The organism is Paenarthrobacter sp. TE4293, assembly GCF_050435325.1.
Classification (GTDB): Bacteria; Actinomycetota; Actinomycetes; order Actinomycetales; family Micrococcaceae; genus Arthrobacter; species Arthrobacter nitroguajacolicus_C.
In genome coordinates, this window is the sequence record NZ_JBNJRY010000003.1 from 109,654 (window position 1) to 131,045 (window position 21,392).

At 61.6% G+C, this 21,392-nt stretch carries 16 protein-coding genes and 1 tRNA gene; 3 read left to right on the forward strand and 14 right to left on the reverse strand.

From position 1 onward, the window contains the following. Positions 1–80: 80 nt before the first annotated feature. From fusA to rpoB, 5 genes are all read right to left on the reverse strand, one after another. Positions 81–2,195, reverse strand: a complete 2,115-nt coding sequence (gene fusA / locus QF015_RS06855) for an elongation factor G (protein ID WP_026539805.1) — start codon at positions 2,193–2,195, stop codon at positions 81–83. A 69-nt stretch (positions 2,196–2,264) separates the two neighbouring features. Then, positions 2,265–2,735, reverse strand: a complete 471-nt coding sequence (gene rpsG / locus QF015_RS06860) for a 30S ribosomal protein S7 (RefSeq protein ID WP_003803829.1) — start codon at positions 2,733–2,735, stop codon at positions 2,265–2,267. A gap of 1 nt (position 2,736) precedes the next feature. Next, on the reverse strand, positions 2,737–3,111 hold the full coding sequence (gene rpsL, locus QF015_RS06865; RefSeq protein WP_009358312.1) for a 30S ribosomal protein S12: 375 nt from the start codon (positions 3,109–3,111) through the stop codon (positions 2,737–2,739). 410 nt (positions 3,112–3,521) lie between these two features. Further along, on the reverse strand, positions 3,522–7,421 hold the full coding sequence (locus tag QF015_RS06870; protein ID WP_261609402.1) for a DNA-directed RNA polymerase subunit beta': 3,900 nt from the start codon (positions 7,419–7,421) through the stop codon (positions 3,522–3,524). A gap of 104 nt (positions 7,422–7,525) precedes the next feature. Then, entirely contained in the window at positions 7,526–11,032 is a 3,507-nt protein-coding gene (gene rpoB, locus QF015_RS06875) for a DNA-directed RNA polymerase subunit beta (protein WP_043471397.1), read from the reverse strand. Positions 11,033–11,485: 453 nt separating this feature from the next. On the opposite strand from rpoB, the gene QF015_RS06880 reads away from it, so the two are divergent. Both QF015_RS06880 and QF015_RS06885 read left to right on the forward strand, forming a co-directional pair. After that, positions 11,486–12,685, forward strand: a complete 1,200-nt coding sequence (locus QF015_RS06880) for an acetyl-CoA C-acetyltransferase (RefSeq protein WP_310206027.1) — start codon at positions 11,486–11,488, stop codon at positions 12,683–12,685. A 15-nt stretch (positions 12,686–12,700) separates the two neighbouring features. After that, positions 12,701–13,198 carry an aminoacyl-tRNA deacylase gene (locus tag QF015_RS06885; protein ID WP_429387928.1) on the forward strand — a complete coding sequence of 166 codons (498 nt, stop codon included), beginning with the start codon at positions 12,701–12,703 and terminating at the stop codon, positions 13,196–13,198. A 131-nt stretch (positions 13,199–13,329) separates the two neighbouring features. Here the strand turns inward: QF015_RS06885 and rplL are convergent, their stop codons facing one another. From rplL to QF015_RS06930, 9 genes are all read right to left on the reverse strand, one after another. After that, complete coding sequence (rplL, locus tag QF015_RS06890) at positions 13,330–13,707, reverse strand: 50S ribosomal protein L7/L12 (RefSeq protein WP_090817745.1); 378 nt, start codon at positions 13,705–13,707, stop codon at positions 13,330–13,332. A 75-nt stretch (positions 13,708–13,782) separates the two neighbouring features. Continuing rightward, positions 13,783–14,373: a 50S ribosomal protein L10 gene (gene rplJ / locus QF015_RS06895; protein ID WP_429387930.1), complete on the reverse strand. Its 591-nt coding sequence runs from the start codon at positions 14,371–14,373 to the stop codon at positions 13,783–13,785. A 300-nt stretch (positions 14,374–14,673) separates the two neighbouring features. Continuing rightward, on the reverse strand, positions 14,674–15,843 hold the full coding sequence (locus tag QF015_RS06900) for a GNAT family N-acetyltransferase (protein WP_429387932.1): 1,170 nt from the start codon (positions 15,841–15,843) through the stop codon (positions 14,674–14,676). After that, on the reverse strand, positions 15,822–16,925 hold the full coding sequence (locus QF015_RS06905) for a GNAT family N-acetyltransferase (protein ID WP_429387933.1): 1,104 nt from the start codon (positions 16,923–16,925) through the stop codon (positions 15,822–15,824). The genes QF015_RS06900 and QF015_RS06905 overlap by 22 nt, the downstream gene beginning before the upstream one ends. Before the next feature lie 118 nt (positions 16,926–17,043). Beyond that, the gene (rplA, locus tag QF015_RS06910; protein ID WP_026539797.1) at positions 17,044–17,751 is read right to left on the reverse strand and encodes a 50S ribosomal protein L1; all 708 of its coding nucleotides are present in this window, start codon (positions 17,749–17,751) and stop codon (positions 17,044–17,046) included. Positions 17,752–17,883: 132 nt separating this feature from the next. After that, the gene (gene rplK, locus QF015_RS06915; RefSeq protein ID WP_011775609.1) at positions 17,884–18,315 is read right to left on the reverse strand and encodes a 50S ribosomal protein L11; all 432 of its coding nucleotides are present in this window, start codon (positions 18,313–18,315) and stop codon (positions 17,884–17,886) included. A 130-nt stretch (positions 18,316–18,445) separates the two neighbouring features. Further along, a complete protein-coding gene (gene nusG / locus QF015_RS06920; protein ID WP_429387936.1) occupies positions 18,446–19,312 on the reverse strand; it encodes a transcription termination/antitermination protein NusG in 867 nt (288 codons plus the stop codon). A gap of 114 nt (positions 19,313–19,426) precedes the next feature. Continuing rightward, positions 19,427–19,708, reverse strand: a complete 282-nt coding sequence (gene secE / locus QF015_RS06925) for a preprotein translocase subunit SecE (RefSeq protein WP_024817604.1) — start codon at positions 19,706–19,708, stop codon at positions 19,427–19,429. An 80-nt stretch (positions 19,709–19,788) separates the two neighbouring features. Next, a tRNA-Trp gene (locus tag QF015_RS06930) sits at positions 19,789–19,861 on the reverse strand. Positions 19,862–20,113: 252 nt separating this feature from the next. On the opposite strand from QF015_RS06930, the gene QF015_RS06935 reads away from it, so the two are divergent. Then, a complete protein-coding gene (locus QF015_RS06935) occupies positions 20,114–21,343 on the forward strand; it encodes a pyridoxal phosphate-dependent aminotransferase (protein ID WP_310206045.1) in 1,230 nt (409 codons plus the stop codon). The last annotated feature ends 49 nt before the right edge of the window (positions 21,344–21,392 follow it).

A 21,392-nucleotide genomic window follows, 5' to 3' on the forward strand; every position in this document is an offset into this window, starting at 1 on the left:
GGGCCGCGGCTCTCGCCGCAGCCCCGCCTCATACGCTTAGATGCCTTCCCGATACCGGAATTGCATCCGTTACCGGGAGATTACTCGCCGCGGGTTTTCTGGATGATCTCGTCGGCTACTGCCTTCGGGACCTCCGCGTAGCTGTTGAACGTCATGGAGTACACAGCGCGACCCTGGGTCTTGGACCGGAGGTCACCGATGTAGCCGAACATGCCGGACAGCGGAACGTGTGCACGGATAACCTTCACACCTGCTGCGTCTTCCATGGACTGCATCTGCCCACGGCGGGCGTTCAGGTCACCAATCACATCACCCATGTATTCCTCAGGTGTGCGGACCTCAACATCCATCAGCGGTTCAAGCAGAACAGGGTTCGCCTTGCGTGCAGCTTCCTTGAAAGCCATACGGCCGGCGATCTTGAACGCCATTTCCGAGGAGTCAACATCGTGGGACGCGCCATCGATCAGCGTGGCCTTGATGCCGACAACCGGGTAACCGGCCAGGACGCCGTCGTTCAGTGCATCCTGGATGCCAGCGTCGACGGACGGGATGTATTCACGCGGAACGCGGCCACCAGTGACCTTGTTCTCGAATGCGTACAACTCGCCGGAAGCGGTGTCCATGGGCTCGATCGCGATCTGGATCTTAGCGAACTGACCCGAACCACCGGTCTGCTTCTTGTGCGTGTAGTCATGACGCTCGACTGCGCGCTTGATGGTTTCGCGGTAAGCAACCTGCGGCTTGCCAACGTTTGCCTCGACCTTGAATTCGCGGCGCATGCGGTCCACCAGGATGTCCAGGTGGAGCTCGCCCATGCCGGCGATGATGGTCTGGCCCGTGTCTTCGTTGAGGGAGACCTGGAAGGTCGGGTCCTCAGCGGAGAGCTTCTGGATGGCCGTGGAGAGCTTCTCCTGGTCACCCTTGGTGTTGGGCTCAATGGCAACCGAGATCACGGGCTCCGGGAAGCTCATGGACTCGAGGACGATCTGGTTGTTGGCATCGCACAGGGTGTCGCCCGTGGTGGTGTCCTTCAGACCGATGGCTGCGTAGATGTGGCCGGCGGTAGCGCCCTCAACGGGCATTTCCTTGTTGGCGTGCATCTGGAACAGCTTGCCGATACGTTCCTTCTTGCCCTTGGTGGAGTTGACCACCTGGGCGCCTGCTTCAACGTGACCGGAGTACACGCGGACGAAGGTCAGCTGACCGAAGAAGGGGTGTGCAGCAATCTTGAAGGCGAGGGCCGAGAACGGCTCGTCTGCAGACGGCTTGCGGGTGAGTTCCTTCTCTTCGTCGCGGGGATCGTGACCGATCATCGGCGGGACGTCGAGCGGGTTCGGCAGGAAGTCAACAACGGCGTCAAGCATCGGCTGGACACCGCGGTTCTTGAAGGCAGAACCACAGAACACCGGGTAGAGCTCGGAGTTGATGGTCATCTTGCGGATGCCGGCCTTCAGTTCCTCAAGGGTGAGTTCTTCACCTTCGAGGTACTTCTCCATGAGCTCTTCGGAAGCCTCGGCCACAGTCTCAACGAGCTGTGCACGGTACTCTTCAGCCTTGGCCTGGAGGTCCGCCGGGATTTCCTGCACTTCGTAGGAAGCGCCCATGGTGACGTCACCCTTAGCGTCGCCAGGCCAAACCAGGGCGCGCATTTCGAGGAGGTCAACAACACCGATGAAGTCGTTCTCGGCACCGATGGGCAGCTGCATGACCAGCGGCTTGGCACCAAGGCGGGAGATGATGGTGTCTACGGTGAAGTAGAAGTCAGCGCCCAGCTTGTCCATCTTGTTGACGAAGCAGATACGCGGAACGTTGTACTTGTCAGCCTGGCGCCAAACAGTCTCGGACTGCGGCTCCACGCCTTCCTTGCCGTCGAACACTGCAACTGCACCGTCGAGGACGCGCAAGGAGCGCTCAACCTCAACCGTGAAGTCAACGTGGCCCGGGGTGTCGATGATGTTGATCTGGTTCTTGTCCCAGAAGCAAGTCACGGCGGCAGACGTGATGGTGATGCCGCGTTCCTTTTCCTGTTCCATCCAGTCAGTCGTCGAAGCGCCGTCGTGCGTCTCGCCGATCTTGTGGTTCACACCCGTGTAGAACAGGATGCGCTCGGTAGTGGTGGTCTTGCCGGCATCGATGTGGGCCATGATGCCGATATTGCGGACCTTGTTAAGGTCGGTAAGCACGTCCTGTGCCACGGGGTCTCCCTTTCGGATGGACTACACGTTCGCCGCCGGCTCAGTGAGCCGGCGGCGTCCGGAAAGTTTTTACCAGCGGTAGTGTGCGAAGGCCTTGTTGGACTCGGCCATCTTGTGGGTGTCTTCGCGACGCTTCACAGCGGCACCAAGACCATTGGAGGCATCCAGGATTTCGTTCTGGAGGCGCTCGGTCATGGTCTTCTCGCGGCGGGCCTTGGAGTAGCCCACGAGCCAACGCAGAGCGAGGGCGGTGGAGCGACCCGGCTTGACCTCAACCGGAACCTGGTAGGTAGCGCCACCAACACGGCGTGAACGCACCTCGAGGGAAGGCTTGACGTTGTCCATGGCCTTCTTGAGAGCGGCAACGGGGTCGCCGCCGGACTTGGCGCGTGCACCTTCAAGTGCACCGTAAACGATGCGCTCTGCGGTGGACTTCTTGCCGTCGACAAGAACCTTGTTGATCAGCTGCGTGACCAACGGGGAGCCGTAAACGGGATCGGAAACTAGCGGCCGCTTCGGGGCCGGACCCTTGCGAGGCATATTACTTCTTCTCCATCTTTGCGCCGTAACGGCTGCGGGCCTGCTTGCGGTTCTTGACACCCTGGGTGTCGAGTGCGCCGCGGACGATCTTGTAGCGGACACCCGGAAGGTCCTTCACACGACCACCACGGACGAGCACGATGGAGTGCTCCTGGAGGTTGTGGCCAACACCGGGGATGTAGGCGGTAACTTCTACGCCACCGTTGAGGCGCACACGTGCCACCTTACGAAGAGCCGAGTTCGGCTTCTTGGGGGTGGTGGTGTAAACGCGGGTGCAAACACCGCGGCGCATCGGGCTGCCCTTCAGCGCGGGAGCCTTGGTCTTGGAGACCTTCGGCGTGCGGCCCTTGCGGACCAGCTGGTTAATCGTAGGCACTTTCGTGTTCTCCGTTGTTTGATCTCTGCCCCCACACACAGGCGCCAGCCGGTGTAAACGTGGGAACTTTGGCGTTGCTCGTGCAGCCGGCCGAAACTCCGGTAGGCGTGCAAAAGTGCGGCATTCGTTGCGCATGTTGCCCGCAACCCGGAAACAGGCTCCACCCAGCACCATGAGAACAAAACCAAAATGATGCTGCGGCGGCCTTCATCCACTGCCACACAGAACAATTACCAAAAGTCTAGCACGGCTTGATCTGGCGCCTTAATCGGGTGTATGAAGGACGACGGCGCAACCCGGCTGCCGCCGTCGTCCTCCACTCCCCCGGGTCGCCCAGCTCAAGGTGCTTTAACGGGTCAGGCCCCGCACTCGAAAGTGCGGGGCCTGACCTTAAGGCATCAACTCACGCGTCAGCGGAAGTCGTTGCCGAGATCGTAGTCATCCAGCGGGATGGCGTGGAACTCGGGAGCGCCGTCGCCACCCAGGGCGTCATAGGAGAAGTCGGTGAAAGCGCTGGGGCCTGTGAACAGGCTTGCCTTCGCTTCTTCCGTCGGCTCCACAGTGACCTCTGTGTAGCGGGGCAGACCCGTACCAGCCGGGATGAGCTTACCGATGATGACGTTTTCCTTGAGGCCGAGCAGAGGATCGCTCTTGCCTTCCATGGCCGCCTGCGTCAGGACGCGGGTGGTTTCCTGGAAGGAAGCTGCCGACAGCCAGGACTCGGTAGCCAAGGAAGCCTTGGTGATACCCATGAGTTCCGGACGACCCGAAGCCGGGGACTTGCCCTCGGATACGACGCGACGGTTCTCGTCCTCGAAGCGGGCGCGCTCTGCAAGCTCACCGGGGAGCAGGTCGGAGTCGCCGGATTCGATGACGGTCACGCGGCGCAGCATCTGACGGACGATAACCTCGACGTGCTTGTCGTGGATACCAATACCCTGGCTGCGGTAAACGCCCTGAACTTCGTCCACAAGGAACTTCTGTGCAGCACGCGGGCCCATGATGCGCAGAACCTGCTTCGGGTCCACAGGACCGTTGATCAGCTTCTGGCCGACGCTGACGTGCTCGCCATCCTCGATGAGGAGACGGGAACGGCGCAGCACCGGGTAGGCAATCTCTTCGGAACCATCGTCCGGAGTGATGACCAGGCGCATCTGGCGCTCGGACTCTTCGATGGTGATGCGGCCGGCTGCTTCAGCAATCGGTGCGACACCCTTCGGAGTACGGGCTTCGAAGAGCTCCTGGATACGGGGCAGACCCTGGGTGATGTCATCGCCACCACCGGCAGAAACAGCACCACCGGTGTGGAACGTACGCATGGTCAGCTGGGTACCGGGCTCACCGATGGACTGTGCGGCAATGATGCCCACGGCCTCGCCGATGTCGACGGTCTTGCCGGTGGCCAGCGAACGGCCGTAGCACAGTGCACAGGTACCGACCTTGGACTCACAGGTGAGTACGGAGCGGACCTTGACCTCGGTGATGCCTGCAGCCAGCAGCTGGTCGATAACGACGTCGCCGCAGTCGGTGCCGCCGGCAGCCAGGACGTTGCCCTGGGCATCGACGACGTCGACAGCCAGCGTACGTGCGTAGGCGCTGTTCTCGACGTTCTCGTCCAGGACGAGCTCACCGTTGGAATCCGGCACGGCGATCGGCGTGAGCAGACCGCGCTCGGTACCGCAGTCCTCTTCGCGGACGATGACGTCCTGCGAAACGTCCACCAGACGACGGGTCAGGTAACCCGAGTTGGCGGTACGGAGAGCGGTATCGGCCAGACCCTTACGGGCACCGTGAGTGGCGATGAAGTATTCCAGCACCGACAGGCCCTCGCGGTAGGAGGACTTGATCGGGCGAGGGATAATCTCACCCTTCGGGTTGGCCACAAGACCACGGATACCCGCGATCTGGCGGACCTGCATCCAGTTACCACGTGCACCGGAGGACACCATGCGGTTGATGGTGTTCATCGGGGACAGGCTGTCACGCATCGCCTGGGCGATTTCGTTGGTTGCCTTGTTCCAGATTTCGATCAGTTCCTGGCGACGCTCGTCGTCGTCGATCAGGCCCTTGTCGTACTGGCCCTGGATCTTGGCAGCCATGTTCTCGTAACCGGCCAGGATGGCAGGCTTGGAAGTAGGCACCTCGATGTCGGAGATGGCAACCGTGACACCCGAACGGGTGGCCCAGTAGAAGCCGGCGTCCTTCAGGTTATCCAGCGTTGCCGCCGTAACAACCTTCGGGTAGCGCTCAGCGAGGTCGTTGACGATCCGGGACAGTTCGCCCTTGTCGGCAACAGCCTCAACCCAGGGGTAATCCTCGGGCAGCGTCTGGTTGAAGATGACCTGGCCCAGGGAGGTCTGGACGAGAGCCGGCTGACCGGGCTCCCAACCTTCCGGAGCTTCCCACCCTGCGTAGGGCACAAAATCGTCCAGGCGGATCTTGACCTGGGAGTTCAGGTGCAGATCACGGGCGTCGTACGCCATGATGGCTTCCGACACCGAGGAGAAGATGCGGCCTTCGCCGGCAGAGCCGACGCGCTTGGTGGTCAGGTGGTACAGACCGATGATCATATCCTGCGAAGGCAGGGTCACCGGACGGCCATCGGACGGCTTCAGGATGTTGTTCGAGGACAGCATCAGGATGCGGGCTTCAGCTTGGGCTTCCGGGCTCAGCGGCAGGTGGACTGCCATCTGGTCGCCGTCGAAGTCAGCGTTGAACGCGCCACAAACCAGCGGGTGAAGCTGGATTGCCTTACCTTCAACAAGCTGCGGTTCGAAGGCCTGGATGCCGAGGCGGTGCAGGGTAGGTGCACGGTTGAGCAGCACCGGGTGTTCGGTGATGATCTCTTCCAGCACGTCCCAGACCTGCGGACGGTAACGCTCGACCATGCGCTTTGCCGACTTGATGTTCTGTGCGTGGTTGAGGTCAACCAGGCGCTTCATCACGAACGGCTTGAAGAGCTCCAGGGCCATCTGCTTGGGCAGACCACACTGGTGCAGCTTCAGCTGCGGGCCGACGACGATGACCGAACGGCCGGAGTAGTCAACGCGCTTGCCGAGGAGGTTCTGGCGGAAACGACCCTGCTTGCCCTTGAGCATGTCGCTCAGGGACTTCAGCGGACGGTTGCCCGGACCCGTGACGGGACGGCCACGACGACCGTTGTCGAAGAGGCTGTCAACAGCTTCCTGAAGCATGCGCTTCTCGTTGTTGACAATGATCTCCGGAGCACCCAGGTCAAGCAGGCGCTTGAGTCGGTTGTTGCGGTTGATCACACGGCGGTAGAGGTCGTTGAGGTCGGAGGTCGCGAAGCGGCCACCATCCAGCTGGACCATCGGGCGCAGTTCCGGCGGGATCACCGGGACAGCGTCGAGAACCATGCCGAGCGGGCTGTTGTTGGTGGTCAGGAACGCGTTGACAACCTTCAGGCGCTTCAGGGCACGCGTCTTGCGCTGGCCCTTGCCGTTCTGGATGGTATCGCGCAGTGACTCAGCCTCAGCCTGCATGTCGAAGGTCTCAAGGCGCTTCTTGATGGCCTCGGCACCCATGGAGCCCTCGAAGTACAGACCGTAACGGTCGCGCAGCTCGCGGTAGAGACCTTCGTCGCCTTCAAGGTCGGCGACCTTGAGGTTCTTGAAGCGGTCCCAAACCTGCTCAAGGCGCTCGATGTCGGCGTCGGCACGCTTGCGGACGTTGGCCATCTGGCGGTCAGCAGAGTCGCGGGCCTTCTTCTTGTCGGCAGCCTTGGCGCCTTCACCTTCAAGACGGGCAAGCTCGTCTTCAAGGTCGCGGGCGATCGTGGCGATGTCGCTGTCGCGGTTGTCGACCATCTGCTTCTTCTCGAGGTCGTGCTCGACCTGGAGGTTCGGCAGTTCAGCGTGACGGCTCTCGGTGTCAACGCTGGTGATCATGTAAGCAGCGAAGTAGATGACCTTCTCAAGGTCCTTCGGTGCCAGGTCCAAAAGGTAGCCCAAGCGCGAGGGAACGCCCTTGAAGTACCAGATGTGGGTTACAGGCGCGGCCAGTTCGATGTGGCCCATGCGCTCACGACGCACCTTGGCGCGGGTGACTTCAACGCCACAACGCTCGCAAATGATGCCCTTGAAGCGGACGCGCTTGTACTTGCCGCAGTAGCATTCCCAGTCGCGGGACGGGCCGAAGATCTTCTCGCAGAAGAGGCCGTCCTTCTCGGGCTTGAGCGTGCGGTAGTTGATGGTTTCCGGCTTCTTGACCTCACCGTAAGACCATCCGCGGATGTCTTCCGCGGTGGCGAGGCCGATCTGCATGAGGCCGAAGGAGGATTCGCTGGACATATGGTCCCTGTTCTCTCTTGTTCTCTAAATTCTGAAGTCTTGGTTACGGGAAGAGGGAGCTGCTCCGGCGGACGGTGCCTTAACACTGCCCGCCGGAACCGCTGCTAAACCTCTTCTACGGAACTGGGCTCTGCACGAGACAGATCGATGCCCAGTTCTTCCGCAGCCGTGAAGACTGCGTCATCAGAGTCACGCATTTCGATCGTGGTTCCGTCCGTGGAAAGAACTTCCACGTTCAGGCACAACGACTGCATTTCCTTGATCAAGACCTTGAAGGACTCGGGAACGCCAGGCTCAGGGATGTTCTCGCCCTTGACGATGGCTTCGTAGACCTTCACACGACCATGGATGTCATCCGACTTGATCGTGAGGAGTTCCTGAAGCGTGTAGGCGGCACCGTAAGCTTCGAGCGCCCACACTTCCATTTCACCGAAGCGCTGGCCACCGAACTGGGCCTTACCACCCAGCGGCTGCTGGGTGATCATGGAGTACGGGCCGGTGGAGCGCGCGTGGATCTTGTCGTCCACCAAGTGGTGGAGCTTCAGGATGTACATGTAACCGACGGAGATCGGGTCCGGGAACGGCTCGCCGGAGCGGCCGTCGAACAGACGGGTCTTGCCGGAGGAATCGATCAGGCGGTCGCCGTCGCGGGTCACGTTGGTGGAGTCAAGCAGACCCGTGATTTCTTCTTCACGGGCGCCATCGAACACCGGGGTGGCAACAGTGGTCTGGCCGGTTTCACGGGGCAGGTTGGGCAGGTTCTTGACCCACTCAGGCTCGCCTTCGATCTTCCAACCGGTCTTGGCAACCCAACCGAGGTGGGTTTCCAGGACCTGTCCAACGTTCATTCGACCCGGAACACCCAGCGGGTTCAGGACGATGTCCACCGGGGTACCGTCTGCAAGGAAGGGCATGTCCTCGATCGGGAGGATCTTGGAGATAACACCCTTGTTGCCGTGACGGCCGGCGAGCTTGTCGCCGTCGGTGATCTTACGCTTGGCTGCAACGTAGACGCGGACCAGCTGGTTCACGCCCGGGGGCAGTTCGTCGTCGTTGTCGCGGTCGAAGACGCGGACGCCGATGACCGTACCGGACTCGCCGTGGGGCACCTTCAGGGAGGTGTCGCGGACTTCGCGGGACTTCTCACCGAAGATCGCGCGGAGAAGGCGCTCTTCCGGGGTCAGTTCGGTTTCACCCTTAGGGGTGACCTTTCCGACCAGGATGTCGCCGGCTTCAACCTCGGCACCAATGTGGATGATGCCGCGCTCGTCAAGGCCTGCAAGGACTTCCTCGGACACGTTGGGGATGTCACGGGTGATTTCCTCGGCACCAAGCTTGGTGTCGCGGGCATCAATTTCGTGCTCCTCGATGTGGATGGAGGAAAGAACGTCCTCAGCAACAATGCGCTGGGACAGGATGATGGCGTCCTCGAAGTTGTGGCCTTCCCATGACATGAACGCCACGAGGAGGTTCTTACCGAGGGCGAGCTCACCCTGGTCCGTTGCGGGACCGTCAGCGATGATGCCGCCGACTTCCAGGCGCTGGCCTTCGTTGACCAGGACACGGTGGTTGTAGCAGTTGCCCTGGTTGGAACGGGCGAACTTGTTGATGCGGTAGTTGGTCTCGGTGCCGTCGTCGTTGATCATGACAACCAGTTCGGCGGAAACCTCGGTGACCACACCTGCCTTCTTGGCGATGACAACGTCACCGGCGTCGACGGCTGCTGCGCGCTCCATGCCGGTGCCCACGAAAGGAGCCTCGGAACGGACCAGCGGCACGGCCTGGCGCTGCATGTTGGCACCCATGAGTGCGCGGTTTGCATCGTCATGCTCGAGGAACGGGATCAGGGCCGTAGCCACGGACACCATCTGGCGCGGGGAAACGTCCATGAACTGAACGTCTGCGGCGGGAACCAGCACAGGCTCGCCTCCACCACCACGGGCACGGACAAGAACGGTCTCTTCGGAGAACTTCTTGTCAGCATCCAGCGGAGCGTTGGCCTGTGCAATCAGGACCTCGGCTTCGTCGTCAGCCGTGAGGTACTGGACCTCGTCGGAAACGACGCCTTCGGACACCAGGCGGTACGGCGTCTCGATGAAGCCGAACGGGTTGATCCGGCCGTAGGATGCCAGCGAACCGATCAGACCAATGTTCGGGCCTTCAGGGGTTTCGATGGGGCACATACGTCCGTAGTGGGACGGGTGAACGTCTCGGACTTCCATGCCTGCACGGTCACGGGACAGACCACCCGGGCCAAGTGCCGACAGGCGGCGCTTGTGGGTCAGACCAGAGAGCGGGTTGTTCTGGTCCATGAACTGCGACAGCTGGGACGTTCCGAAGAACTCCTTGATGGCTGCAACAACGGGACGGATGTTGATCAGCGTCTGCGGCGTGATGGCCTCGACGTCCTGCGTGGTCATGCGTTCGCGGACGACGCGTTCCATGCGGGAAAGACCGGTGCGGACCTGGTTCTCGATCAATTCGCCGACGGCGCGGATGCGACGGTTGCCGAAGTGGTCGATGTCATCGACGTCGACGCGAAGCTCGTGGTCTTCGCCGTCGCGCTTGCCCATGAGGGTCTTCTCGCCGGCGTGAAGCGCGACGAGGAACTTGATCATGGCAACGATGTCTTCAACGTGCAGGACCGATGCTTCCTTGTCACCAAGGGAGCGGTCGATGCCGAGCTTGCGGTTGATCTTGTAACGGCCAACCTTGGCAAGATCGTAGCGCTTGGCGTTGAAGTACAGGTTGTCCAGCAGTGACTGGGCAGCCTCGACTGTGGGCGGCTCGCCCGGACGCAGCTTGCGGTAGATGTCCAGAAGCGCGTCTTCGCGGGTCTCGGTGGCGTCCTTCTCCAGCGTTGCGCGCATGGAGTCGTACTGGCCGAACTCTTCCAGGATCTGGCCTTCGGTCCAACCGAGGGCCTTCAGGAGAACGGTGACCGACTGCTTGCGCTTGCGGTCGAGGCGAACGCCGACCTGGTCGCGCTTGTCGATTTCGAGTTCGAACCAAGCACCACGGGACGGGATGATCTTCGCAGTGAAGATGTCCTTGTCACTGGTCTTGTCGGCGGTGCGCTCAAAGTAGGCGCCCGGCGAGCGGACCAACTGGGAGACAACGACACGCTCGGTGCCGTTGACGACGAACGTTCCCTTTTCAGTCATGAGGGGGAAGTCGCCCATGAACACGGTCTGCTGCTTGATTTCGCCCGTGTTGTTGTTCATGAACTCGGCCTTGACATACAGCGGTGCCGAGTACGTGGCGTCACGGTCTTTGCATTCGGCCATGGTGTACTTCGGATCAGCGAACTCCGGCTCGGAGAAGCTCAGGGACATAGTGCCCTGGAAGTCCTCGATGGGGGAGATCTCTTCGAAGATGTCGGCAAGTCCGGAGGTGGTGGCGACGCTGAGGTCGCCCTCCTCGACAGCCTTCGCTACCCGCGCCTGCCAGCGTTCGTTTCCGACGAGCCAGTCAAAGCTGTCGGTCTGCAGGGCGAGAAGATTCGGAACGTCAAGCGGTTCGTGAATCTTTGCGAATGAGAGGCGGCGGGTGGCACCATCGGTGCTTGCCGTGTTAGCGGTTTCGTTATTAGAGGTGCTCGAGGCGACCAAGAGGGATCCTTCCACAGACCTTCAGGCGTTTTCAGATCTCCCCCGTTTGCATCCCGCAGAGTGCTCCGCAGGATACTTATTCCGGTTCCGCTATATGACCCGGACCCAGTCCGCTCACTGTCTGTGCACGTTAAGGAACGGGCACGTCAATGGCGCAGCTGAGAGGTAAAGCCCACCGCTATATGAAGGCTGAAGGTTAACAGGGAAGACGCAAATATCTACAATACGGCAAAGCAGCCTTCCTGTCTACCCCAGATTGTCCGTGATTGCAAGCACCGTTGCTGCAGGCACCTAAGCGGCACCTCATCCGGCACCTCAGCAGCCAGTGTGTCAGTACCGGCGGCCAGGGCTCCCCGCGATGGAATGCCGGGGCGGGCACGACCGTTGAAAGGGTAGGCTGGCGCACGCTCCGCGATAGCCTTGCTACACCACTCCCGGATCGGAAGAGAGACCATGACCAACTCCGCTGACGACAATGACGTTGTCATCCTCGCCGCTTCCCGCACCCCACAGGGCCGGCTCAACGGCCAATTGGCGGGTTTCACCGCCGTCGACCTCGGCGCGCACGCCATCACCGGGGCCCTGGCAGCCAGCGGCGTCAAAGCAGAACAGGTGGACGCCGTCATCATGGGCCAGGTCCTCCAGGCGGGGGCAGGCCAGAACCCGGCCCGCCAAAGCGCCATCGCCGCGGGCGTTGGCTGGAATATCCCTGCGGTAACCATCAATAAGGTGTGCTTGTCCGGTCTCACGGCCGTCATTGATGCGGCTCGGATGATCCGCAGCGGCGACGCCACGGTGGTGGTGGCCGGTGGCCAGGAATCGATGACCCGCGCTCCCCATCTCCTGCCGGGATCCCGGCAGGGCTGGACCTACGGTTCCATCCAGGCCCTGGACGTCGCCGCGCATGATGGCCTGACGGACGCTTTCGACGGACAGTCCATGGGATTGTCTACCGAAACCAAGAACGTCACCCTGGGCATCGACCGAAAAGCGCAGGATGAGGTGGCCGCTGCTTCACACCAGCGCGCCGCTGCCGCCATCGCAGACGGAACTTTCGACGTCGAAATTGCTCCAGTGAGCGTCAAGCAGCGCAAGGGTGATCCGCTGGTCCTCACCACGGATGAGGGCGTGCGCCCCAACACCACGGTGGAAACCTTGGCCCCGCTCAAGGCCGCATTCGCCACCGACGGCACCATTACCGCCGGCAACTCCTCTCCCCTGTCCGACGGCGCCTCCGCACTGGTGCTGACCAGCCGCCGCTTCGCCAAGGACAACGGCCTGGATTACCTGGCCGTCGTGGGAAAACCCGGCCAGGTTGCCGGGCCCGACAATTCGCTGCATTCCCAACCGTCGAACGCGATTGCCCAAGCACTGAAGCGGGCCGGCTGGACCGCGGAGGACCTGGATTTCATTGAGATCAATGAGGCTTTCGGCTCGGTAGCCGTCCAGTCGCTGAAGGACCTGCGCTATCCGTTGGAGAAGTGCAACATCCACGGTGGAGCCATTGCCCTGGGCCACCCGATCGGGGCATCCGGCGCGCGGCTCGCACTGCACGCAGCACACGAGCTCAAGCGCCGGGGAACGGGCAAGGCCGCTGTTTCGCTGTGCGGTGGCGGCGGCCAGGGCGAAGCACTCCTGCTGTACCGCGACTGAGGATTCCGGCAACCGATGGGAAACGACGTGAATGACGCTGTGAAGGACGGCGCGGAGAGATTCTTGTCCGACGCCGCCGCCCGCGGACTGGACGTTGACGTCGTCGAGCGTCCGGCGGCCCGCAGCCTGGAAGAGGCCGCGGGCATCCTCGGCATCAGCCCGGCGGACATCGTGAAGTCCCTGGTGGTCAAGCACCGCGACGGGAGCTTCCTGTTCGCCCTGATCCCCGGGGACCGCCAGATCTCCTGGCCGAAGCTGCGCGCCCTGGTGGGTGTCAACAAGCTCTCGCTCCCCCACGCCGACGTCGCACTGGCTGCCACCGGCTATGAACGCGGAACCATCACCCCGCTGGGCAGCACCACCCCGTGGCCTGTGTACGCCGACGCCACCATTACCGGGCGCCGCATCTCCATGGGAGCGGGCGCGCACGGCCGCAGTGCCTTTGTGGACGCCGATGCCCTGACCGCCGCACTCGGGGCCGTCGTGGCAGACATCAGCGAACCCCTTCAATAGCAACGCGGGGTCTCTTACGGCCCATTCCGAGGAGAATATTGGGCCCTAAGTGACCCTGCGTTGCCTTTAACGCAGGAAGCCCCGCCCGGTTCCTTGCCGGAACGGGGCGGGGCTTCCACAAGCAAGACGAGTTACTTGAGGGTAACCGTTGCGCCAGCTTCTTCGAGCTGAGCCTTTGCCTTCTCTGCGGCTTCCTTGGTGGCGCCTTCGAGAACAGCCTTCGGTGCACCGTCAACCAGGTCCTTGGCTTCCTTGAGGCCGAGGGAGGTGATAGCGCGAACTTCCTTGATCACTGCGATCTTCTTGTCGCCAGCAGCTTCGAGAACGACGTCGAATTCGGTCTTCTCTTCAGCAGCTTCAGCAGCACCGCCGGCAGCGGGGCCAGCAACTGCAACAGCAGCAGCCGTAACTTCGAAGGTCTCTTCGAAGAGCTTGACGAACTCGGAGAGCTCGATGATGGTCAGTTCCTTGAAAGCTTCAATGAGCTCTTCGTTGCTGAGCTTCGCCATGGTGGCGTCCTTCCATTAGTTGGTGCAGATCCGGACCAGGCCGTTCCATGCACCAGAGTTTGATTGGGGGAGAACTTAGTTCTCTTCGGTTGCAGCTTCAGCGGCTTCGGCCGGAGCCGCAACCTCTTCAGAAGCAGCCTCTTCAGCCGGAGCTTCTTCAGCGGCCGGTGCAGGTGCGCCGCCCTCTTCTTCAAGCTTGAGGCGCAGGGCATCGATGATGCGTGCAGCAGCGGATGCGGGAGCCTTGAGGACACCAGCAACGCGTGCAAGCTGCAGTTCGCGGGACTCGAGGGCTGCCAGTGCGGCAACTCCTGCTGCGTCCAATGCCTTGCCTTCGAAGACGCCGGTCTTGATAACCAGCTGCTTGTTGGCCTTGGCAAAGTCCGTCAGGCTCTTGGCAGCAGCAACAGCGTCACCCTTGATGAAGGCGATTGCAGTAGGGCCGGCGAGCTGATCGTTGAATGCTTCAACTCCAGCTTCCTTGGCTGCAATGGCACTCAGGGTGTTCTTGACGACCGAGAACTTGGTGTCCTGGCCGAGCGCAACACGCAGTTCCTTGAGCTGTGCAACAGTGAGCCCGCGGTATTCGGTCAGGACAGCCGCGTTCGATTCCTTGAAATCGTTGGTGATCTCTGCAACTGCGGAGATCTTGCTAGGCGTTGTCATAACCCTCCTTCCGGGGAATAAAGCCGGTCTTCCGGGTCCCCGCTCACAAGAGCTAAAACTAAAAACGCCCCGCGCAGATGCACGGGGCTTGGCTCAACACAGACTGATCCGTGGAGCTAGCTTCGTTCACCTGCGCCGGCCGCCCTATGTTCAGGGTCCTTCGTCAAGGAATTCACTGAAATCTCAAGGGCGTAGCTACAGAATTGAGCTGCGCTCGAAAGAGTGGATTCCCATCAACCGACGGTCTTTGGTACTTCAAGGTTACGGGAGAGTGTTCCCCAAACCAAATCGGCCACTGGACTAGTCCGACGACGTCGTGTCCTTGCCCCGTCCGGGAAGTTCCTTCTGCCAGAGGCCGGTGACCCCCGCCGTCGTAAATCCCAGCTGCTTGTTCACGGTGAGGAGGTAGCGGTTTTCGGGTGCGTTCCATGTATAGATCACCCGTGCGTCAGGGAACTGCTCGCTGAGCCGTTCCATGTTGGCTACTTTGATCAGCAGGCCGAGCTTGTTGCCCCGGTGTTCCTGGAGGACCAGCGTGTCGTCCTGGAACACCACGTCCTGGCGGTGTGCCAGAACACTGATGGTGGTCAGGCCGACCAGCCTGCCGCTCTCAACATGCTCGACGGCGGTCACCACCGTGCGTCGTCCCTGCGCCAGGGCGGCGTCTTCTGTTTCACGCAGGACAACGGGATCGAACACCATGCCACTGGCCTCAACTTCGGGGGCCTCATCCTCGCCCTCGTCGCGGACCACCTCACCGGCCGCATTCTCCAACGCGGCCACAGCCTCCAGCCAAGGTTCCGGGCAGCGGTCAGTCCAGTGGTGCAGGGTATAGCGGCCACCGTTGGCTTCCTCGGCCTCGAGTTGAAGATCGCCCACCAGCTTCGAATCGAGCGGAAGCACGCAGGAACTGAACTGCTCAATATGCTGCAGGGTGTAGCCGGCGCGCTTCGCAAAGTCCACCTCCCGGCTGCTGACGGGGACAAAACCCGCCCCGCTCCCGGGAATCAGCTGGTCCTCGGGTACCTCGGTCAGCGACGTTGCCGGATGGTTGGTGTCCACCAGGATCATGGTGCGGCCCTCTGCCCGGGCCAATTGCTCAGCGGCCTCAAGCAATTGGCGCCCGACGCCCTGGCTTTGGTATTCGGGCAGGATGTCCAACGTGAATTCGGCCAGGTCCATGTTGTCGGCCAAGGGCAGGGCGATGTCCACCGTGCCCACGATCACGCCGTCCACTTTGGCCACCAGGATGATCTGGCGCTCATAGGGGTCGGAGAACTCAAGCAGCTTCTCCAGGGGTGTGTAGGCGAGGTCGTCGCTCCCCCACGTTTCCATGCGAACCCGGCGGCCGACTTCCACGGCGTCCAGGAAATCGGTGGCGTCGGGGCTGTCCAGGGTGTCGGGCACCCATAACTGCTCGACGTGAACGGTCTTAGCCTCGTCTACAGTCATCCCAGCCGTTTCTGCCATTCGCCTTCAAAGCCGGAAGGCTTGAATCCAAGGGCGATATTTATGGCCAGCATATGCTGGTTTTCATTGGCGTTCCATGTCATGACCGACGTGGCGTCCGGCCACAGCTCCACCGCACGGCGCAAATTGGCGATTTTAACCAGCATTCCCAAGCGGTGTCCACGATGTCCGGGGGCCACCAACGTATCCTCCTGGTAGATCACCGCCGGCAGTGCAGCACGATGGGTAAGGACTGTATAGGCGGCCAACTCACCCGTTGCGTCATGGCGGGCCACCGCTACCACGGATTCAACGCCGCTTGCCTTCCAGGTGCTTTCCTCCTGGCGCACCCGGGCCGCATCCCATTCCTCGCCCTCCCAGCCGAGCCCCGCGATGGGCACTTCTGTGCTCATGAGGCTCTTGAGCCTGGCGAAGACGTCCACCAGGTCATCGGGGCATCGGTCCTGCCAGGTGATGACGCCATACCCGTCAGCCCGCGCTGTTGCCTGGGTATCGAGTTCACGCAGAACCGCCTCTTCGGCGGGTAAGGGCAGCGTGCTGTTGGTTTCGACTTGTTCCAGCGAGTACCCGTGATGAAGGCCAAAGCGGGTGGAAGCGGATTCCAGCGGGACACCACCGGTGCCGGACTTCGCCTCCAGCACTGGAGTACCCTCCGGGGCCAACGGCTCCTCGCAGTAGGCGTCAAAAGACCTGCGCCCATCCCCGCGTCCTTGCTCCTCCAGCACCTCGAGGATCCTGCTCCCGAAGCCGCGCCGGCGAAAAGGCGCGGCGATAACGACGTCCACACCCGCCGTCGTCGTGTTTTCACTCAGCGGCAGGGTTAGCGTGCCGCTTCCCACCACCGCGCCATCAAACCGGGCAAGGAAGACGCGCCGTTCTTCATAGGGATTGCCCTGCCAGAAAAGGACCGATTCGGCCAAGGTGGGGCTACGGTCCTGGTTTCCCCAGAGCTCCAGTTGATGGGCAACGATCAGTTCATGGAAGGTTGTGAAGTCCGACGCGCCGGCAGCATCAGGATTTGCGGGGACGGCTATCTGTTCTATGGACAACCCGCCATGGACGGAAGAGTTCGACGACGACACGCACCACAGCCTACGGCCCACCATCGGCTGCGAACAGGCCAAGCACGGGATCGGGCAAGAAAAAGGACCGCCCGGCAAAGCCGGACGGTCCTTTTATCAGAGCCAGTGCTCGCGAAGCTTACGCGTCGGTGAGAACCTTGGTGACGTTCGGGTCAACGGTGATGCCCGGACCGAACGTGGTGGCAACGGTAGCCTTCTGGATGTAGCGGCCCTTGGAAGCGGACGGCTTCAAACGAAGCACCTCTTCCAGTGCAGCTGCGTAGTTCTCGGCCAGCTTGTTGGCGTCGAAGGAAACCTTGCCGATGATGAAGTGCAGGTTCGAGTGCTTGTCGACGCGGAAGTCGATCTTGCCACCCTTGATGTCGTTGACAGCCTTGGTGACGTCCGGGGTAACCGTGCCGGTCTTCGGGTTCGGCATGAGGTTACGCGGGCCGAGGACCTTACCGAGGCGGCCAACCTTGCCCATGAGGTCAGGGGTTGCCACTGCGGCGTCGAAGTCGGTCCAGCCGGCTGCGATCTTTTCGATCAGGTCATCGGAACCAACGAAGTCGGCGCCGGCAGCAATTGCTGCTTCAGCCTTGTCACCGGTTGCGAAAACGAGGACGCGGGCGGTCTTACCGGTGCCGTGCGGCAGGTTGACGGTGCCACGAACCATCTGGTCGGCCTTACGCGGGTCAACGCCCAGACGGAAAGCGACCTCAACGGTTGCGTCGAACTTGGAAGGGTTGGTGTCCTTCGCGAGGTTAATGGCCTCGATCGGGGCGTAGACCTTGTCTGCCTCGATCTTGGCTACGGCTGCCTCATATGCTTTGCTGCGCTTTGCCATGCTGCTGTTTCTCCTTGTGCAGTTGTGGTCTGCGGACCGCGCTGGGCCCTGCCACAGTCGTGGATCCGGCAAGGATCCTGCGACATTTCAAATGTTTCAGATGCCGGTTGCCCGGCGGGTAGAAAGCTGGAATCAGCCTTCTACGGTGATGCCCATGGAACGGGCGGTGCCTGCGATGATCAGGGCAGCAGCCTTGATGTCGTTGGCGTTGAGGTCTTCCATCTTGGTGGAAGCAATTTCCTCGACCTGTGCCTGGGTCAGCTTGGCAACCTTGACGGTGTGCGGGGTAGCCGAACCCTTGGCGACGCCTGCAGCCTTCTTGATGAGCTCTGCAGCCGGCGGGGTCTTGGTGATGAAGGTGAAGGAACGGTCTTCGTAGACCGTGATTTCCACCGGGATAACGTTTCCGCGCTGGGATTCCGTTGCAGCGTTGTACGCCTTGCAGAATTCCATGATGTTGACACCGTGCTGGCCAAGCGCAGGACCGATCGGCGGGGCCGGGTTAGCGGCACCTGCCTGGATCTGCAGCTTGATGAGGCCGGTGACCTTCTTCTTGGGAGCCAATGTAGGGTCCTTCTCTCAATAGCTTCCTGGGACACAGGAGCGCGTCCCAGGTTTTTGGCCGCCATGGCGAGGCGGCCGGCCGCTCCCGAACTGCTAAGCAGGCAGGACTGGAGCGAAATTTTGGAATCAGCTAGATCTTGGTGACCTGGTTGAATGCGAGCGTCACCGGAGTTTCGCGCTCGAAGATCGAAACCAGGACCACCAGGGTCTGGGACTCGGGCTTGATCTCGGAGATCGTTGCCGGGAGGGTCTCGAACGGGCCTTCCTTGACGATGACCGACTCGCCGACCTCGAAGTCGACGGCCACGGGGGCCTGGTTCTGCTTGTTGACGGGCTTGCCCTGCTCCGCCTGCTCTTCTTCGAAGACCGGGGCAAGCATGGAGAAGACCTCGTCAAGGCGCAGCGGCACGGGGTTGTGGGCGTTGCCCACGAAGCCGGTGACACCCGGGGTGTGCCGGACGGCGCCCCAGGAAGCGTCCGTCAGGTCCATGCGGACCAGGACGTAGCCGGGGATGCGAACGCGGTTGATCACCTTGCGCTGCGCGTTCTTGATCTCGACGACCTCTTCCATGGGGACCTGGATTTCGAAGATGTAATCTTCCATGTCCAAGGTCTGGATGCGGGTCTCAAGGTTGGCCTTCACGCGGTTTTCGTAACCAGCGTAGGAGTGGATGACGTACCAGTCACCTTCCTGGCGGCGCAGCTTGGCCTTGAATTCTTCAGCCGGATCAGCCGGTGCTGCAGCAGCAGCGGCTGCCAGGTCGTCGCCGTCGGACTCTTCCGCAGCGTCGTCTTCGCCAGCAACATCGCCGGACGCGTCATCAGACTCGTCGTCCACGTCACCTTCGAAGTCCTCTTCGGAATCGTCGGCGTCGGCAGATTCGGGCGCAGCGGAATCAACCTCGGACTCTTCCGCAGCCTCAGCTGCGGCGTCGTCCGTGCTTTCAGCGGGCTCTTCCAGCTCAGTCTCGTTTACCTCGAGCTCCTGCTCAGACACTTGGTCTCCTGCTTCCTCATTGCCTAACATGCCTATTTAAATGGCTCAATTCCGCAAACCCCGCAAAATCCCCGATGTACCAAGGAATTTCACACAGTTTGCGGACAGATCCGCTTAGCGGTCCGTAGCCCCTGACCCACCGAAGACCCAGCTGACTCCCGTGCCGAAGGCCAGGTCCAGAAGGGTGACGATGAGCATCATGATGGCCACGAACACCAGCACCACGAGCGTGTAATTGATCAGTTCCTTGCGGGTAGGAGCAACGACCTTCTTCAGTTCGCCGATGACCTGACGGACGAAGAGTGCAATACGGGCGAAGAAGCCGCGATCGGCTTTCTTGGCGGGACGGCCCTTCGAGCTGCTGGCAGCTGTTTCGGTCACCTGGTCCTCACTCACCTTGCAAAGTCGTTGACCCGACTCTGATCAGAGCCATGGTTGCTGCGCGTGCCCCGGCGTTTCCGCCGGAACAGCTTGCGCAGGGCAGACAGGACTCGAACCTGCAACCTGCGGTTTTGGAGACCGCTGCGCTACCAATTGCGCCACTACCCTATGGATCGAATCCATGTTTCAGGCCGCACTTCAGCCTGTGGTGCTTTTCAACACCGGTGAACCAGTCTACGCAAGAAATTCGCGATAGTCGAACCGGCTCACTTCCGGTCCTCCCAGCCCCGGAAACCTGTGACCAGCATTAACAGTCACAAAGTCCCGCAGTCGCCCGGGAGGTCCGCAGAACAGCATAAGGTAGTTTACGTCGAATCCCATCATCCAGCCCACGAGCTGCCTGCGAAGAACGGTACATAGATGTCTGCCGGAACAACTGCCGCCCGCATTTCACAGCGAATCTCCGCCATTGCCGAGTCCGCCACCCTTGCCGTTGACGCCAAGGCCAAGGCACTGAAGGCCGCGGGACGTCCCGTGATCGGTTTCGGTGCCGGCGAGCCCGATTTCCCCACCCCGGATTACATCGTCCAGGCCGCCATTGAAGCTGCCTCCCAGCCGAAATACCACCGATACTCCCCCGCAGGCGGCCTTCCTGAGCTGAAGAAGGCCATTGCGGAGAAGACCCTCCGGGACTCCGGTTACCAGGTGGACCCTTCCCAGGTTTTGGTGACCAACGGTGGCAAGCAGGCTGTCTACAACACCTTCGCCACCTTGGTGGATCCGGGCGATGAGGTCATCATCCCCACCCCGTTCTGGACCACCTACCCGGAAGCCATCCGCCTCGCCGGCGGCGTGCCCGTCGAGGTTTTCGCCGGTCCGGAGCAGGGCTACCTCGTGACCGTCGAGCAGCTCGAAGCCGCAGTGACGGACCGGACCAAGATCCTGCTGTTCGTTTCCCCGTCCAACCCCACCGGCGCCGTTTACAGCCCGGAGCAGGTCGCGGAGATCGGCAAGTGGGCTGCGTCCAAGGGCCTCTGGGTTGTCACGGACGAAATCTACGAGCACCTGACCTACGACGGCGTCGAGTTCACCTCGATCGCCACGGCAGCTCCCGAACTCGGCGACAAGGTTGTCATCCTCAACGGTGTCGCCAAGACCTACGCCATGACCGGTTGGCGGGTCGGTTGGATGATCGGCCCGGCCGACGTCATCAAGGCCGCCACAAACCTTCAGTCCCACGCGACGTCCAACGTTTCGAACATCATGCAGGTCGCCGCCGCCGCCGCCCTCACGGGTCCGCTGACCGCCGTCGACGAGATGAAGGTGGCGTTCGACCGCCGCCGCAAGGCAATTGTTGCCGGGCTCAACGCAATCGACGGTGTTGAATGCCCGACGCCGACGGGCGCCTTCTACGTGTACGCAGACGTCCGCGGGCTGCTGGGTAAGGAATTCGAGACCTCCAACGGTCCTGTCCGCCCATCAACCTCGGCAGAACTCGCGACGCTGATCTTGGACGAGGTGGAGGTGGCCGTGGTTCCGGGCGAGGCCTTCGGCCCCTCCGGCTACGTCCGCCTGTCCTACGCGCTTGGCGACGACGACCTTGCTGAAGGTGTTCGCCGCATCCAGGAATTCCTGGGCAAGGCCAAGTAGCAACCGGTCAACCAAAACGCTCTTCCACCGTCGCTTAGGTGGGAGGGCG